We start from the raw sequence: 16,149 nt of genomic DNA, 5'->3' as shown, positions 1-16,149 counted from the left end.
CACTTTTGACAAAACACCTATAAATGAGTTGTTTATGGAAAATAAAATCAATCAAAAATTCAAAGAACAACCTAATTTATTCAATAACAATGAATTATAAACGCATCACTACTAATTGACCATAATAAATTTTAGGATTTTGAATTTGAAGAGGCTGCCTTAAGGGCAGTCTTTTTTATTTCCCTATTTTTGCTTAAAAATTATATATGGGGCGCATTTTAGCGATTGACTATGGTATGAAACGCACAGGTATTGCGGTAACTGATGAATTGCAAATTATTGCGTCTGGGCTTACTACGGTGCCTACAAAAGAGCTGATTTCTTTTTTAAAGGATTATACGGCTAAAGAAGCAGTGGAGTTGTTTTTGGTAGGAGAGCCTAAACAAATGGATAATACAGCTTCGGAAAGCGAAGTGTTGATCGTTCCTTTTTTGGCTAAACTGGAAAAGCAATTCCCAAAGATTCCTGTAAAACGAGTTGATGAGCGCTTTACGTCCAAGATGGCATTTCAAACAATGATTGATAGCGGATTAAGGAAGAAGCAACGAAAGAATAAAGCATTAATTGATGAAATTAGCGCAACACTTATCTTACAAAGTTATTTGTATTCAAAATAATACGAAAAAAATATTTATTGGTAAGAAAAATGCTTATTTTTAATGCAGTTAAAATCAATCCACTATGAAACAAATTTACTTATTACTTATTGTTGTTTTTTTTTGCATTACAGAGGTTAATGCACAGTTCTGTCCGCCTGAAGGCTATATTAATGGCAGTGGTGATAGAATTATATTTTATTACGAACCGAGTACAGAATTTTGTGGGAATAGACCCAATGAAATTACTGTTGAAGGAAGGACTTTTGAAAAAGATGGTAATTGTTATGATACAACCCAACAATACGATTTAGCTAGTGGAGAAACGCCATTATCAGGAGCCGAGTTGGATAACTTTACAGTAACTAGCGGGTTTAATAATGATTGTACCTATGATAGCTATGGGACATTACCAACTGAAGATTTTGAGTATCTAAGTAAAAGGCTTAGGGCATACCCTAACCCTTTAAAACAAGGAGATAAAATAGAATTTGGCTTTGGTAAAAGAATAGATGCTAAAGTTGGTGTTTACACAGTTACGGGAAAAAAAGTGTTGTCTGCCAATGTAAATAATGAAGCTATAAAAGCTATTGATGTATCTGGCTTATCGAATGGTTTGTACATGGTTAAGTTTACAACAGACAAGTTTTCTGTAGTGCGTAAAGTAGCTATTTCTAGATAAACCATTAAATAACAAAATTAAAGCTCCTTAACTGTTTAAGGAGTTTTTTATGTTTTGTAGTGATACTAAATAATTATAGTATTGTATTTTTGCAATCTGAAATTTGATAATACACAGAAATGATTTTACCTATAGTTGCCTACGGTGATCCGGTTTTAAAGAAACAAGGAGCAGATATAACAAAAGATTACCCCAATTTTGATACGCTTTTATCTAATATGTTCGATACCATGTATAATGCCTGTGGTGTTGGTTTGGCTGCGCCACAAATAGGTTTGCCTATACGGGTGTTTTTAGTAGATACAGCGCCTTTTTCTGAAGATGACGACCTCTCGCAAGATGAACAAGAAATTTTAAGGGATTTTAAACGTGTTTTTATTAATGCTAAAATATTAGAAGAAGAAGGTGATGAATGGGCGTTTAGTGAAGGTTGCCTAAGTATACCAGACGTTAGGGAAGATGTTTTTAGGAAGCCCACAATAACAATGGAATATTTAGATGAGAACTTTAATAAACATACGGAAGTGTTTGAAGGTCTCATAGCCAGGGTAATACAGCATGAATACGATCATATAGAAGGTATATTGTTTACCGATAAATTGTCTTCGTTAAAGAAGCGTTTAATTAAGGGGAAATTGACTAATATCTCCAAGGGGAAGATTAATGTGGATTATAAAATGCGCTTTCCAAACCAAAAAAAGAAGCGATAATGCTTGCAATGCATTTGGAAACAAATGATATTTGTGCCTTTCAAAAAAAAGTAAATTATGAGTTTAGATACTGTATTGTCGATATCTGGAAAACCAGGACTGTATAAGTTGATTACGCAAACACGTGGTGGTTTTGTTGCTGAATCATTAATTGATAATAAGCGCATTTCGGTTAATGCACAACAAAATGTTAGTGTTTTAAGCGAGATTGCTATTTATACGCTAACAGAAGAAGTGCCTTTAAAACAGGTTTTTCTGAATATTAAAAATAAGGAAAATGGAGCTCTGGCAAGTGTGGGGCCAAAAGATAGCAAGGATAAGTTAGAAGAATACTTTTTTGATGTTTTACCAGATTATGATGAAGATAGGGTATATGCCAGTGATATTAAAAAGGTAATTCAATGGTACAATTTATTACAAAAGCACAATATGTTGGATCAGTTGGAAGACAACGATGAACAAGAAACGTCGGAAGAAGAATAATTATAAGTGAAGTCATTTGGACTTTTCTATAGATACTATTTTAAAACCTCTTTTTTAAGAGGTTTTTTTATGCTTTTTAGTAAGATTTTTTATAATTTACGACTTTACCTTAACGAACTCATCTTGACTTTTTTGATTGAAGTGAAAATTAGCCATTTTGAGCTTGATGGAAGGCATTTTTAAGTTGCATAGCAGGGCTACGGAATGAGAAAATGACGAAAAGCAGGCTCAAAAGAGTATTTTTTTAACCAATTGGAAAAAGTCAAGATGAGTTCAACTAATAATAATCGAGTTTTTAATGAATTCTCTTTGGTTTTTTGAAGATGTAAACCTCTTTAATATACTTTGTCCGCATAAATTCAAAGCGTATAAGGCCAGTCATGATTTTGATGTTTACAGAAAAAAAGATTATATCTATTTTGAGGAAGATTCGGCTAACAAAGTGTATTTGATAGAAAAGGGTAAAGTTAAAATTGGCTACTACAGTGAAGAGGGGGAAGAGGTTGTAAAAGCGATTTTAACACGAGGGGAATTGTTTGGTGAAACTGCTATTCTTGGAGAATCCAAGCGAAATGAATTTGCGCAATCTATAGATAATACAACCTGTATTTGTCCTATTGGAGTTGAAACGATGTATGATTTAATGCGTAATAATCAATCGTTTAGTTTTAAAGTATATAAGTTTATAGGTTTCAAGTTTAAAAGGCTTGAAAGACGCCTTAAACTACTGTTATTTAAAGACACCAAGACCCGATTGATTGAATTTTTGGAAGATTTATGTGCCGATTATGGTTATGACTGTGAAAAAACTGGCGTTAAGATTATCAAGCACCCTTATACCCAAAAAGATATAGCTTCACTAATTGGTACTTCTCGACCTACACTAAACGTTTTGCTAAACGAATTAAAAGATGAAAAGCTAATTGAGTTTAGCAGAAAAGAAATAAAAGTACATAAAGAAGCTTTTAATGTAAGCTAGCTAACATTTTAAAAATGATAGATCATTTATTTTTGAATTAGAAATAATTTTAAAAAATAAATGTTATGATAAAAAAAATGTTTTTAGCTGTAATGGTTGTAAGTGCTTTGGTTTCTTGTACAAAGGGGAATATTGGGAATCCGAGTTCAAATCTAACCTTACAGCTTTCAGGTTTAGAATCATTGGGAGACGATTTTGTTTATGAAGGTTGGTTAATTGTCAATGGGGCACCTGTGTCAACAGGAGTTTTTTCTAGCGTAGAGTTCCCTCAAACTTTTTCGGTAAAGCCAAGCACGTTGCATAGAGCGACAAAATTTGTACTATCCATTGAACCGGCAAATGATGTCGATCCAGCACCTTCCATGACTAAAATTTTAGTGGGAGATTTTACTGGTAATGTTGCTTCTGTTAGTTCTAATGGTGTTGTGGGCGATTTTACAAATGCTTCGGGGCAATATATTTTGGCAACGCCAACAAATGGAGGTGACACAGACGAACTAAGTGGTATTTGGTTTCTGGATTTATCAAGTGGAGCCCCAGAAGCTGGATTAGATTTGCCTGTTTTGGAAAGCGGATGGAAGTATGAAGGTTGGGTGGTTATTGATGGAATACCTGTAAGTACGGGAACTTTTAGTGACGTAGCCGATTTTGATGATAATGCGATGACATCACCATTTAAAGGAGATATGGGAGATGGCCCTGCTTTTCCGGGTGAAGATTTTCTTCAAAATGCACCATTAGGGCTTACCTTTCCATTGGATTTAAGAGGCTATGCAACAGTTATTTCGGTAGAGCCTTATCCGGATAATAGTCCAGCGCCATTTACTTTAAAACCGCTATTGCACATAATACCCGAAAATACTGATGATCATGTTACAATACCTATGGGGGATGGCCCTTTAGCAGAGTTAACAGGGACAGTTGTTAGGTGATTTTAAGTAAGTAATGTATAAGAGAGCCTAACATTGAAAAATTGTTAGGCTTTTATGTTTGTATCTAGAAATGTTTTGTTATCATTATCTAGGGAATAATTAGTTTATAAATAAAATGTTTAAAAGGATAAAAGGGCAGTTAAAAGTTAGTAATGTCATTTTTTTTATAGTAATCGCATTATTGGTAATTCCGGTAACAAGACAGCCAATACAAGTTTTTATAAATAAAGGATTGGCTTTGTTTAGTCCATCGACAATCAAAAAAGAAAAGAGGAGGCAATTAAAAAATTACGATTGGCAATTAAGGGATACGAATGGACGTATGTACGACTTTGAATCAGCCAAAGGGCGTGTGGTTTTTGTAAACTTTTGGGCAACTTGGTGTCCGCCATGTATTGCTGAAATGCCTAGTGTACAAGCCTTGTATAAAGATTATAAAGACAGGGTATCGTTTGTTTTGGTATCTAATGAAGCAGTAGGTGATATAGTTCCTTTTTTAGATAAGTACAACTACGATTTTATAGTGTATAACCCTATTACGGACTTTCCAGAGTTGTTTGATGTTACAAGCATTCCGAGAACATTTTTAATCGATAAGGGAGGGAATGTGGTAATGGATAAAGCGGGAGCTGCCAATTGGAATAGCGATAATGTTAGAGAAGTTATTGAAAAGCTGCTGTTGGAATGACAAAGTATGTCATTTAACAGAATGTTTGCGAAGTAGTTCTATAACGAATAAGTTTACAAGTATAAGTGAGAAGGCATAGGCTACATCTTCTATTGGAATTGTGAATAAGCGAATGTTTAGGTTTTCTAAATTGTTGTACCAAACCACTTCATGGGTTATAAAGCTACCTGTTAGTATACCATTTACAACAAAAAAAGGAATTAGCATCACAAGAAAAGTAAGGTAATAGCTTCTCAGGAGTTCTGGGGTTTTCAATAGGGCAATACCACTTATAATTGATGCAAGTAAAAAGTTTATAAGTGTATACCATTTGTCTAAGTTGTTAAAAGCTATGAATAGAAAGAATGGAACTAAGAAATAACTAATAGTTCTAGTTGCTTTTATTGATAGTTTTTTTTCTGGAAAATATTCAAGTAAGGCATAGTGGGTAAATACACAGGCATACGGTATACAAATAAAAAAGAGCCATTCTTCTAATGGTAAATAAAATAGTCTGATATTAAAAAAATAATCAGCATTAAAGCCCCAAATACCATTTGCTGTAAAAATGATATCCCAAGGAATGAATATAAGAAAGCTTATAAAAAGTCCAACACTTAAGGGTTTCCAGTAGTTGTAAAATTTTAATCTAGGGTGAAAACTGAATATTAAGGGAATGAACAAAGAACCTAAATTGAGTAGAAGGTATAGGCTTTGCATGGCTTATTTTTTAAAATATTTAAAAGGCACCAATAGCATGCCGAAACATTCTCCATCTTCTTTGTCTAGATGTTTATGATGTATTTTGTGAGCACGCCGCAAGCCTTTTGCATACCAGTTGTTAGTATTTCTTAAAAGCTTAAATCGCTGATGGATAAATATGTCGTGTACTATAAAATAGGATAGTCCATAAGCAAAAATACCTAAGCCTATGGGTAAACCGGGCCAAAAGTTTGTGTATTTCCATAATAAGAAACAGCCAATACTTACAAGGGCGTAGAAGATGAAAAACGTATCGTTACGTTCAAACCAGCTATCATGATCTTTTTTATGATGGTCCTTGTGAAGCGTCCATAAAAAGCCATGCATAATATATTTGTGGGTAAACCAAGCCATAAACTCCATTGTACAAAAGGAGCCAATAAAGACGAATATCCATAAAGCGGTTTGCATAACTTAAAATTACATTAAATTTAATTGATACTTGATATAACTACGCATTAAAAGTTCTATCTTTTTTGGGTTAGACACGCGTATTCTGGTTCGTTTAATTTGTAGAGCAGGCGTTTTTTTTAGTTTCTTCAATAGTTGTTTATAGTAGCGGTAAGCCACAAAAACACCAAATTTTGCTTCTATAGGCAGTTTTTTTATGCCATTTCTTCCTATTTCAAAATCCCTTTCAATAGCATCGATAATTTGTTTTTTTGATATCTCGTTTAAGTTGTTTAAATCAATATTGGGGAAGTAACTTCTGTTTAGTACATCATGATCGGTTTTTAGGTCTCTCAAGAAATTAACTTTTTGAAATGCAGATCCCAAAGCCATTGCAGAATCCTTTAAATTGTTAAATCTTTGTTGGTCACCTTTTACAAATACTTTTAAGCACATGAGTCCAACCACATCGGCAGATCCATATATGTAAGTTTTAAAATCTTCTTCGGTCAGATAAGTTGTTTTATAAAGGTCTAGGCGCATACTTCTCATGAAAGCATTTACGAATTCTTTGTCAATAGCATATTTATGAAAAGTATATTGAAATGAATTGAGTATCGGATTAAGACTTATTTTGTCTTGAAGCGCTTGTTCTAAATCATTTGAAAATTTGTTAAAAAGTGTCTCTTTGTCGTAATCATGAAAGGAATCTACTATTTCATCTGCAAAACGTACAAAACCATATATGTTGTATATGTCACTTCTAATAGATTTGTATAACAACCTTGTGGCTAGCGAGAATGAAGTGCTATAAATGTTTGTTACAAGTTTACTACATTGGTATGAAGCCGTATCAAAATGTGCTTTCATGATTCTAACGATTGTGTTTGATTACTAAATCTGCTACTAATTTCCCAGATATCAATGCTGGAGGTACTCCAGGACCAGGAACAGTTAATTGTCCGGTAAAGAATAGATTTTTTACTTTTTTACTTTTTAGCTTAGGCCTAAGAAAGGCTGTTTGCTTTAGGGTATTGGCAAGTCCATAAGCATTTCCTTTATATGAATTGTAATCTTTAATAAAGTCTGTGATGCAAAATGATTCTTTAAAAAGTACGACGTCTTTAACTTTTTGGTTGGTAAGGAGTTCAAAACGGTCTAATACTTTGTTGAAATAGGTTGCCCTAAGTTCGGCAGTGTCCGTTAGCCCTGGAGCTATCGGAATCAGAAATATGCCAGCTTCTTTTCCTTCAGGAGCGGCATGGCTATCTGTTATGCTTGGGAAACTTGCATAAAAGAGTGGTGCTTCTGGCCATTTAGGATGGTTGTAGATTGCTTTGGAATGTATGTCAAAATCTACATCAAAGAATAGTGTATGATGGTTTACATGCTTTAATTTTTTGTCAAAGCCCACATAAAATAGGAGGGCAGAAGGAGCAAACGTTTTTTTGTTCCAGTAGTTTTCGGAATATTGTCTAAAAGGCTGTTTTAATAATGTTTCGGTATGATGGTAATCGGCTCCACTAACTACAATATTTGAAAGGTATGTGTCTCCGTTAACCTTTAACCCTTTTACAGTTCGCTTGTCAACTATAATTTCTTCTACAGCAGCATTCGTTTCAATTTTTACACCAAGGGATTTTGCTAATTTCTCTAATGCGAGAATGATTTGGTACATGCCCTTTTGGGGGTGGAATGTTCCCAGTCCAAAATCGGCATAATTCATAAAACTGTAAAAAGATGGCGTGTCACTGGGTTTGGCGCCTAAAAACAACACGGGGAATTCAAGTATTTTAGCCAGTCGGTTATTTTTAAATTCCTTTCTAATATCTCTTTTAATAGAGCTAAAGAATAGATTTAATTTTGTTATAGTTGTAGGTGTAATAAGTTCAAGAGGGGAAACACCAGGGTTATACACCAGATCCTTTATTGCAATATTGTAATGGTTTTCAGCTTTTTTAATAAATTTTTTTAGCTTTATACCAGCCCCGGGTTCTTCTTTTTCAAACGTAGTAGCTATTTTATCTAAGGAGTTTTCAATGCTTATAAAATCATTTTTACCAAAATATACGCTATAAGCCGGATTTAATTTTTCAAGCGTGTAATAATCTGAAGGAGATTTGTCGAAATCAGAAAAAAAACGCTCAAATACGTCGGGCATCCAATACCATGTTGGGCCAATGTCAAAAGTAAAACCGTCTTTAATTAATTGTCTTGCCCTACCACCTATGGTATTATTTTTTTCAAATATTGTAACGGAATAACCAGCTTGTGCTAAATAGCAAGAAGCAGATAATGATGCTATTCCCGAACCTATTATAGTTATGTTTGATTTCATGATGTTTAACAAATATATTAAAAAATTAAACAAAATAAAAATCAATTATACTTCCTGAGCCAATCTTTTTATTGAAGTATAAATTTTTACTTGTTTAGGAAGGTTGGTAGCATTATAGTTTAATAGTTTTTTTCCTAGTAAAAACAGGTTGGTGCTTTCCTTTTGTAACAACAGTTTATTAAAATCGTTAATGTAGTTGCTAATGCTAGTTTCTTCTGGGTAAATTGTAAAATAGGAAATAAAGGTTATTTCTTGAAAGAAAGAAAGTAAGTCTGTTAAGCTTTCCATTGGCACACTTTCTCCAAGAAATATGGTATGATATCCTTTACTTCTTAATTCGTAGTTAATGTAGAGTAAGCCAATATCGTGTATTTCATTCTCTGGTAAAAACAGTATATATGTCCTAGAAACAGGTTTTGGCTCTAGTATTTGCAACCTTTCAATGTTTAAAAGTATTTTTTGTTTTATATGAATCGATAAGAAGTGTTCGTGTGCTGGTGTAATGGTATTGGTTTGCCATAATAACCCAATCTCATTTAGCAAAGGAAGGAAGACCGAATAGAATATTTCGTTAAAGCTTTTGTTTTCAAGAAGGGTATTATACGTATTATAAAAAAGGACTTGATCAAAATTAACCATAGCTATTTTTAAAGCATTTATAGCATGGTCTTCTACTTTGGATCGAGATACTATTTCCCTAACTTTAATAGGTATTTCATCCTCTTTAAGTGCTGCTATTTTGGATATTTTAAAGCCATTGTTGTTTAAAAAAGCAATATTTAATAGCTTTTGTAAGCTAGTTAAACTGTAACTTCTAATATTGGTGTCAGACCTGTTAGGGCTTAATAAATTATAGCGTTTTTCCCATATTCTTATAGTATGTGCTTTAATACCCGAAAGATTTTCTAGGTCTTTAATACTAAAATCAACTTTAATATTGTTCATTTAAATTTAATTTATGTTAAACAAAAATATGTAATTTATTGGTAATTTGCTAATTTATTGATTTTGCTTTCTTAAAGTCTTTTGCAAATTAAACTTAGGAGAAAGTTTTTTACGAACTACTTTATTGGTGTTTTTAAAGGTTGGTATTGTGTGAATATCAACTATATTAGCACAGCTATTTATTTGAAAAAAAGAAGAAAATTGAACTATTTACCTTTCGGACTAAAAGCGAATCGCATATTGTTCTTGTTATTGACATTGGTTTTCATTTCATGCAATAAAAAAGAAGCTAAGTACATTTCAATAACGGAAGAAAATAAAAATATTTTTACTTCAACAGAAATCATCCCAGATAGTTTGTTTGTTGGTGATCAAGCTTGTAAAGAGTGCCATAAAGAGGCATTTAAAGACTGGAAAGGGTCACATCATGATAAGGCAATGCAGGTTGTGTCGGATTCAAGTGTTTTAGGGGATTTTAATAATGTAAAGTTCAGGAGTCAAGGTGTTACTTCTCATTTTTATAAAAAAGGAGGTGATTTTTACGTGAATACTGAAGGACCTGATGGAGAGAACCATGATTATAAAATAGAGTATACTTTTGGCGTTAAGCCGCTACAACAGTACATTGTCAAATTTCCCAATGGGCATTATCAATGTCTAAGAACAGCATGGGACACCGAAAAGAAGGTTTGGTTCGATTTGTATCCCGATTTTAAAGTGGTGCATTCCGAATGGTTGCATTGGTCTAGAGGTGGTTTAAACTGGAATAATATGTGCGCAGATTGTCATTCGACAAACGTTAGAAAAAATTATAATGTGAAATCCCATAGCTACGATACAAAGTATGCCATTATTAATGTTAGTTGTGAAGCATGTCATGGACCTGGTAAAGAGCATGTAGATGAAGCAACCAAACTAGGAGAACGTTATATAGCTAAAGGAGATATGAAGATGACTTCAAGGGTAGCTCCCAAAGCATTGGTAGATCAATGTGCCAGGTGTCATATGCGAAGAGAACAAATATCCGAGCATTATAATTTTGAAGGCACAATGTTAGATCACTATTTCCCCCAATTAATTACGGAAGGAATATACCATCCAGATGGGCAGATTTTGGATGAGGATTACGTATATGGTTCGTTTGTGCAAAGTAAAATGTATCATAATAATGTAACCTGTATCCATTGTCATAACCCACATTCCTTACAATTAAAATTTGAGGACAACAAACTGTGCACACAATGTCATGAACCAAAACAATTTGATACACCCTCGCACCATTTTCATTTAGAGAATACAGAAGGCGCAAAGTGCATTAATTGTCATATGACAGGTAAATTTTATATGGGTAATGATTTTAGACGCGATCATAGTTTTAGGATACCCCGACCAGATTTAAGTTTAAAATACGGAACGCCCAACGCTTGTACCCAATGCCATACCGATAAAGACGATACATGGGCTTGGGAAAGCTTTAAAGAACGACATGGTATGCCAAAAAATAAACATTTCTCGGAGTTATTAGCACCTGGATTAACAGGTGAAGATAATGGATTGGAGGCCTTGCTTAGTTTGGCAAAGGATACAGCTTATCCAGCTATTGCAAGGGCATCGGCTGTGCGGGGAATGAGTATGTATTTAGATGCTAATGTTATAGATAAAACATTGGTTTTTTTACTAGACCATGAACCTTTGGTAAGAGGTGCTGCTTTAGATGTGTTAGGGGAAGTTAACAGTAATGCCTATGCTAATTACTTTTTACCACTCTTAAAGGATGATAAGCGTTCGGTAAGAGTAAAGGCTTTTTTTGCACTTGGAGGTTTAGACGAACTGCAAATACCAGAAGCTTATAAGTCCGCTTATAAAAAGGTGAAAACGGAGTTTAATACAAACTTGGCCATCAACGCCGATTTTGTTGGAGGCAGGGTAAAAAAGGCTAATTTTTATTTAAAGAAAGAAAATCTGTTAGAAGCTATTAAAGGCTATGAAAGTGCTTTGGAAATAGATGCAATGAATAATGTGGTTAGAACAAACTTGGCTAACCTATATTATAGAAATGGTGATATGGATAAAGCCGAAGCAGCATTTAAAACCATTATAGAGCAAGAACCCAAATACGGTGATACCTATTATTCTTATGCGTTGTTATTAGCAGAACGCAACAGACAAGAAGAAGCTATAGAGCAAATAAAAAAGGCTATTCATTATATGCCAGATAACATTAGATTGTATTATAACTTAGGTTTAATGTATACAAAGGTAGGCGATTTTATTAAAGCAGAAGAGACTGCTGTAAGTGGCCTAAAAAGAGCTCCAAAAAATGATAGGTTGCTGTATATATTGGCCTATGTGTATTCGGAAGGTGGGCAAAATGAAAAGGCAAATAACATTGCAGCTAGATTGGTGGAATTGTATCCTAATAATTCCGAGTACCAAACATTTTTTAATCAGTTAAAGCTTCAAGTGAATAAGTAAACAACCTTCTATTTTAACAGCAATTCTTTTTCAAATAATAGAAAAAAAGCTATACCAAGTTGGCTCTCAACTGTTTTCACAGAAACGTTAAGGTATTTGGTTATTTCAGTGTAGGTTAAACCTTCTTTTTTGCTTAATAAAATACCTCTTTGCATTTGGGAGGTAGTTTTCAATTACTTTTTTATCAAGTCCATCACCCAATCCAATTCCACTATAATAAAGTTAACAAATTAGAACCCATATTGATGAAACGTCACCACTTCGTCAATGACTTAAGTTAAAGAAGCATATAATTCGTAAAATATCTACCTTCATTGCTAAAAATATCCCCATAGTTATTAATAAAAAATACTTTACTTGCTCTTTTAAATTAAATATAAAAAAATATACAAGACTTATTATTATGAATAAAAAATTCAAACAAACAAAAGTCCCTATTCTATTATTATTGATAGCATTTTCCTTGGTGTTATTTTCTTGTAAAAATAATAGTAATAAAGATGGTCAGCCTGACAGTTTATCGGACACCTCGTTGAAAAGCATGTCTGACCTTTCTCCAGACGGTAAGTTTAGAGTACTGGCTTACAATACATTTTGTGGCAGTATGTTTCCTCTAGATAATGGTGGCGCCCCAAGCCCAGGTAATTCTAGTCAGAATGTTAAAAACAGGATCCCAAATTTTGTGAGACTGTATAACGCATTTAAACCAGATATCATGTCCATACAAGAGGCATGGGTTCACCGCGACAGTACATTGGCAACCGAAGCTGGTATAGTGAGGTATATTGATAAAATGACTTCGGGAAAATGGTATTCTGCTTCCAACAAAGTCCAAAGGCAACTGGTGCTTAGTAAGTATCCAATTAAATGGTCTCAGAAATTATCTCTCTCACTAGCCGTTTTGATTGATCTTCCTGATAACATATCAAAAGAAGATCTATTAATGTTCAATGTGCACTTGCCATCCTCACCTCGGGAAGGACGCGCTGAGAACGCCAAACTTGTGGTAGACCTCATAAACAAAGTTAAGAGGGGAGAAGTGCCCGAGGTTCCTTCAAACTCGATGGTTTTGGTAGCTGGTGATTATAATACCTCATACAACGGCCATCCTTATAAAATCCTTAGCTCCCTTGACCCAACAATCGGAGAATCTGATTTGTACGAGCCAAAATTAAAGGATCTAAGACCCTATCAATTAGAGGGAGATAATCGTATTACTTGTGGTTCTGCAACGTTCCAAGGTGATTCAATAAATAATATTTTAGGAGAGTCAATTGATCATATGCTGTTTTCTGGGGGTGCATTTGAAATGACCAATAGTTTTATATTGAACACCCTGATTTTAGACCAAAAAACACTCGATGAATTTGGTTTAAAACGCAATGATGTTGCTAAGGATCCCAATCAACCACTTGATGGCGAAGTGGATTTTGACCATTTGCCCGTGGTATCTGATTTTGAAATTAAAAATTAATTAATGGTTAAGTTGACTCAACTTAAAACTAGTGAAGTTTATGTATTTACTCGGACGTAAATCTAAGACTATTTAATAGAAAGAATTTCTTGGTACTCGGTATTGGAGGTTCCTTTAAAATGGATTTTTGTAAAAGCAGAAATCTAAATAACGGAATTTCGATGACTTTTGCAGGGGAGTTCATTTAAAATAACTTATAAAAACTTATTTATTATGAATAAAAAAAACACACATTTAAAAGGTTCTGTTCTATTATTAATTTTAATAGCATTTTCTTTATTTTTATCATCTTATCAAAAAAGCGATAATAAAGATAAAGATAGCCAATTAGACAATTCATCGAACATCTCATTGGAAAGCTTATCTGAACTACCTCCAGACGGTAAGTTTAGAGTACTGGCTTACAATACATTTTGTGGCAGTATGTTTCCCCTAGATAATGGTGGCGCCCCAAGCCCTGGTAATTCTAGACAGAATGTTAAAAACAGGATCCCTAATTTTGTAAGACTGTACAACGCATTTAAGCCAGATATCATGTCCATACAAGAGGCATGGGTTCACCGCGACAGTACATTGGCAACCGAAGCTGGTATAGTGAAGTATATTGATGAAATGACTTCGGGAAAATGGTATTCTGCTTCCAACAAAGTCCAAAGGCAACTGGTGCTTAGTAAGTATCCAATTAAATGGTCTAAGAAGCTGTCTCTCTCTTTAGCCGTTTTGATTGACCTTCCTGATAACATATCAAACGAAGATTTGTTAATGTTCAATGTGCACTTGCCATCCTCACCTCGGGAAGGACGCGCTGAGAACGCCAAACTTGTGGTAGACCTCATAAACAAAGTTAAGAGGGGAGAAGTGCCCGAGGTTCCTTCAAATGCAATGGTTTTGGTAGCAGGTGATTATAATACCTCATACAATGGCCATTCCTACAAAATCCTTAGCTCCCTTGACCCAACAATCGGGGCATCTGATTCATACGAGCCAAAATTAAAAGATCTAAGACCGTATCAATTAGGGGGTGATAATCGTATTACTTGTGGCTCTGCAACAATCCAAGGTGAATCAATAAGCATTTCAGGAGGGTCAATTGATCATATGCTGTTTTCTGGGGGCGCATTTGAAATGACCAATAGTTTTATATTGAACACCCTGATTTTAGATCAAAAAACACTCGATAAATTTGGTTTAAAGCGCTATGATGTTGTTAAGGATCCAAATCAACCACTTGATGGTAGAGTATCTTTTGACCATTTGCCCGTAGTGTCTGATTTCGAAATTAAAAATTGAAAGTGGTTTTTAAAAGTATTACAATAAGGCAATGAGTTCAAAGATTTCCAGATGTTAAGGTAATATGATATAAGTTTTGTTTTGTGGCTTTTATGTAAATACAGTTGGACAATATTCAAAACAAGGGTGTAATTAGAGAATATGTAAAAAATCAAGGTATAAAAAATGCATTCAGATTTATTAACATTGTTTTGATACCTCGATGGTTACTCGTCCTCGTGAGATTTAATTAGAGTTACTCAATAAAAACATATTTCTTATGAATAAAAAAAACAATCATTTAGAAGGTTCTGTTCTATTATTATTTTTAATAGCATTTTCCTTGGTGTTATTTTCTTGTAAAAATAACAATAATAAAGATGGTCAGCCCAGCAATTTATCGAACACCTCATTGAAAAGCACGTCTGACCTTTCTCCAGACGGCAAGTTAAGGGTACTGGCTTACAATACATTTTGTGGCAGTATGTTTCCACTGGATAATGGCGCCCCCCCAAGCCCAGGTAATTCTAGGCAAAATGTTAAAAACAGGATCCCTAATTTTGTGAGATTGTACAATGCATTAAAACCAGATATCATGTCCATTCAAGAGGCATGGGTTCACCGCGACAGTACATTGGCAACCGAAGCTGGTATAGTGAGGTATATTGATGAAATGACTTCAGGAAAATGGTATTCTGCTTCCAACAAAGTCCAACGGCAACTGGTGCTTAGTAAGTATCCAATTAAATGGTCTCAGAAATTAGCTCTCTCTTTGGCTGTTTTGATTGATCTTCCTGATAACATATCAAACGAAGACCTATTAATGTTCAATGTGCACTTGCCATCCTCACCTATTGAAGGACGCGCTGAGAACGCCAAACTTGTAGTAGACCTTATCAACAAAGTTAAGAGGGGAGAAGTGCCCGAGGTTCCTTCAAATGCAATGGTTTTGGTAGCAGGTGATTATAATACCTTATACGATGGCCATCCCTACAAAATCCTTAGCTCCCTTGACCCAACAATCGGGGCATCTGATTCGTACGAGCCAAAATTAAAGGACAGAAGACCCTATCAATTAGAGGGTGATAATCGTATTACTCGGGGATCTGTAATATTTCAAGGTGATTCAATAAGTATTTCAGGGCGTTCAATTGATCATATGCTGTTTTCTGGTGGCACATTAGAAATGACCAATAGCTTTATATTGAACACCCTGATTTTAGATCAAAAAATACTCGATGGTTTTGGATTAAAACGCAATGATGTTGCTAAGGATCCCAATCAACCACTTGATGGCGAAGTGTCTTTTGATCATTTACCTGTAGTATCTGACTTCGAAGTTAAAAATTAGAAGTTGTTGTACGCACGCAATAATATTAGTTAGAAATTAACAAAGATTAAAGAGGCTATTATGTGGCTAGTAAATTTAACAGATTTGAACTGTTCA

The 16,149-nt window shown here is 34.2% G+C and carries 16 protein-coding genes; 11 read left to right on the top strand and 5 right to left on the bottom strand.

From position 1 onward, the window contains the following. Positions 1-206: 206 nt before the first annotated feature. From ruvX to JF259_RS12435, 7 genes are all read left to right on the top strand, one after another. Positions 207-617 (top strand): Holliday junction resolvase RuvX, encoded by a 411-nt coding sequence (ruvX, locus tag JF259_RS12465; RefSeq protein ID WP_199115662.1) that lies wholly within the window; start codon positions 207-209, stop codon positions 615-617. Positions 618-681: 64 nt separating this feature from the next. Beyond that, on the top strand, positions 682-1,278 hold the full coding sequence (locus JF259_RS12460) for a T9SS type A sorting domain-containing protein (protein WP_199115661.1): 597 nt from the start codon (positions 682-684) through the stop codon (positions 1,276-1,278). Positions 1,279-1,397: 119 nt separating this feature from the next. Next, on the top strand, positions 1,398-1,988 hold the full coding sequence (def, locus tag JF259_RS12455) for a peptide deformylase (RefSeq protein ID WP_199115660.1): 591 nt from the start codon (positions 1,398-1,400) through the stop codon (positions 1,986-1,988). A 57-nt stretch (positions 1,989-2,045) separates the two neighbouring features. Further along, entirely contained in the window at positions 2,046-2,471 is a 426-nt protein-coding gene (locus JF259_RS12450; RefSeq protein WP_199115659.1) for a DUF5606 family protein, read from the top strand. A 298-nt stretch (positions 2,472-2,769) separates the two neighbouring features. Next, complete coding sequence (locus tag JF259_RS12445) at positions 2,770-3,450, top strand: Crp/Fnr family transcriptional regulator (RefSeq protein ID WP_199115658.1); 681 nt, start codon at positions 2,770-2,772, stop codon at positions 3,448-3,450. 65 nt (positions 3,451-3,515) lie between these two features. Beyond that, positions 3,516-4,382, top strand: a complete 867-nt coding sequence (locus JF259_RS12440; protein ID WP_199115657.1) for an anti-sigma factor — start codon at positions 3,516-3,518, stop codon at positions 4,380-4,382. A gap of 115 nt (positions 4,383-4,497) precedes the next feature. Then, positions 4,498-5,070, top strand: coding sequence for a TlpA family protein disulfide reductase (locus tag JF259_RS12435; RefSeq protein ID WP_199115656.1), 573 nt, complete (start codon positions 4,498-4,500; stop codon positions 5,068-5,070). Positions 5,071-5,079: 9 nt separating this feature from the next. On the opposite strand, the gene JF259_RS12430 is transcribed toward JF259_RS12435, so the two are convergent. Genes JF259_RS12430 through JF259_RS12410 form a run of 5 tightly spaced genes read right to left on the bottom strand, consistent with a single transcriptional unit; the run spans position 5,080 to position 9,484 of the window. Further along, on the bottom strand, positions 5,080-5,769 hold the full coding sequence (locus JF259_RS12430; protein ID WP_199115655.1) for a lycopene cyclase domain-containing protein: 690 nt from the start codon (positions 5,767-5,769) through the stop codon (positions 5,080-5,082). A 3-nt stretch (positions 5,770-5,772) separates the two neighbouring features. Then, positions 5,773-6,222, bottom strand: a complete 450-nt coding sequence (locus tag JF259_RS12425; protein ID WP_199115654.1) for a sterol desaturase family protein — start codon at positions 6,220-6,222, stop codon at positions 5,773-5,775. Between the two features lie 9 nt (positions 6,223-6,231). Beyond that, complete coding sequence (locus tag JF259_RS12420) at positions 6,232-7,071, bottom strand: phytoene/squalene synthase family protein (RefSeq protein ID WP_199115653.1); 840 nt, start codon at positions 7,069-7,071, stop codon at positions 6,232-6,234. A 4-nt stretch (positions 7,072-7,075) separates the two neighbouring features. Then, positions 7,076-8,539 carry a phytoene desaturase family protein gene (locus JF259_RS12415; protein WP_199115652.1) on the bottom strand — a complete coding sequence of 488 codons (1,464 nt, stop codon included), beginning with the start codon at positions 8,537-8,539 and terminating at the stop codon, positions 7,076-7,078. A gap of 45 nt (positions 8,540-8,584) precedes the next feature. Next, positions 8,585-9,484, bottom strand: a complete 900-nt coding sequence (locus tag JF259_RS12410) for a MerR family transcriptional regulator (RefSeq protein WP_199115651.1) — start codon at positions 9,482-9,484, stop codon at positions 8,585-8,587. A 201-nt stretch (positions 9,485-9,685) separates the two neighbouring features. Here JF259_RS12410 and JF259_RS12405 point away from each other — a divergent pair, with 201 nt between their 5' ends. From JF259_RS12405 to JF259_RS12390, 4 genes are all read left to right on the top strand, one after another. After that, positions 9,686-11,959: a tetratricopeptide repeat protein gene (locus JF259_RS12405; RefSeq protein ID WP_199115650.1), complete on the top strand. Its 2,274-nt coding sequence runs from the start codon at positions 9,686-9,688 to the stop codon at positions 11,957-11,959. A 403-nt stretch (positions 11,960-12,362) separates the two neighbouring features. Next, complete coding sequence (locus JF259_RS12400; protein WP_199115649.1) at positions 12,363-13,433, top strand: endonuclease/exonuclease/phosphatase family protein; 1,071 nt, start codon at positions 12,363-12,365, stop codon at positions 13,431-13,433. A 213-nt stretch (positions 13,434-13,646) separates the two neighbouring features. Beyond that, positions 13,647-14,723, top strand: a complete 1,077-nt coding sequence (locus JF259_RS12395; RefSeq protein ID WP_199115648.1) for an endonuclease/exonuclease/phosphatase family protein — start codon at positions 13,647-13,649, stop codon at positions 14,721-14,723. A 259-nt stretch (positions 14,724-14,982) separates the two neighbouring features. Further along, the gene (locus tag JF259_RS12390) at positions 14,983-16,053 is read left to right on the top strand and encodes an endonuclease/exonuclease/phosphatase family protein (RefSeq protein WP_199115647.1); all 1,071 of its coding nucleotides are present in this window, start codon (positions 14,983-14,985) and stop codon (positions 16,051-16,053) included. Positions 16,054-16,149 lie beyond the last annotated feature (96 nt).

The sequence above is a fragment of the Snuella sedimenti genome (genome assembly GCF_016428595.1).
GTDB classification, from domain to species: domain Bacteria; phylum Bacteroidota; class Bacteroidia; order Flavobacteriales; family Flavobacteriaceae; genus Snuella; species Snuella sedimenti.
The sequence above is the reverse complement of the archived record's forward strand: the minus strand, read 5'-3'. Positions and strand labels throughout refer to the sequence as shown.

Coding starts and splice junctions, on each gene's coding strand:
- ruvX (WP_199115662.1), top strand. CDS start 207: ATGGGGCGCATTTTAGCGATTGACTATGGTATGAAACGCACAGGTATT.
- JF259_RS12460 (WP_199115661.1), top strand. CDS start 682: ATGAAACAAATTTACTTATTACTTATTGTTGTTTTTTTTTGCATTACA.
- def (WP_199115660.1), top strand. CDS start 1,398: ATGATTTTACCTATAGTTGCCTACGGTGATCCGGTTTTAAAGAAACAA.
- JF259_RS12450 (WP_199115659.1), top strand. CDS start 2,046: ATGAGTTTAGATACTGTATTGTCGATATCTGGAAAACCAGGACTGTAT.
- JF259_RS12445 (WP_199115658.1), top strand. CDS start 2,770: ATGAATTCTCTTTGGTTTTTTGAAGATGTAAACCTCTTTAATATACTT.
- JF259_RS12440 (WP_199115657.1), top strand. CDS start 3,516: ATGATAAAAAAAATGTTTTTAGCTGTAATGGTTGTAAGTGCTTTGGTT.
- JF259_RS12435 (WP_199115656.1), top strand. CDS start 4,498: ATGTTTAAAAGGATAAAAGGGCAGTTAAAAGTTAGTAATGTCATTTTT.
- JF259_RS12430 (WP_199115655.1), bottom strand. CDS start 5,769: ATGCAAAGCCTATACCTTCTACTCAATTTAGGTTCTTTGTTCATTCCC.
- JF259_RS12425 (WP_199115654.1), bottom strand. CDS start 6,222: ATGCAAACCGCTTTATGGATATTCGTCTTTATTGGCTCCTTTTGTACA.
- JF259_RS12420 (WP_199115653.1), bottom strand. CDS start 7,071: ATGAAAGCACATTTTGATACGGCTTCATACCAATGTAGTAAACTTGTA.
- JF259_RS12415 (WP_199115652.1), bottom strand. CDS start 8,539: ATGAAATCAAACATAACTATAATAGGTTCGGGAATAGCATCATTATCT.
- JF259_RS12410 (WP_199115651.1), bottom strand. CDS start 9,484: ATGAACAATATTAAAGTTGATTTTAGTATTAAAGACCTAGAAAATCTT.
- JF259_RS12400 (WP_199115649.1), top strand. CDS start 12,363: ATGAATAAAAAATTCAAACAAACAAAAGTCCCTATTCTATTATTATTG.
- JF259_RS12395 (WP_199115648.1), top strand. CDS start 13,647: ATGAATAAAAAAAACACACATTTAAAAGGTTCTGTTCTATTATTAATT.
- JF259_RS12390 (WP_199115647.1), top strand. CDS start 14,983: ATGAATAAAAAAAACAATCATTTAGAAGGTTCTGTTCTATTATTATTT.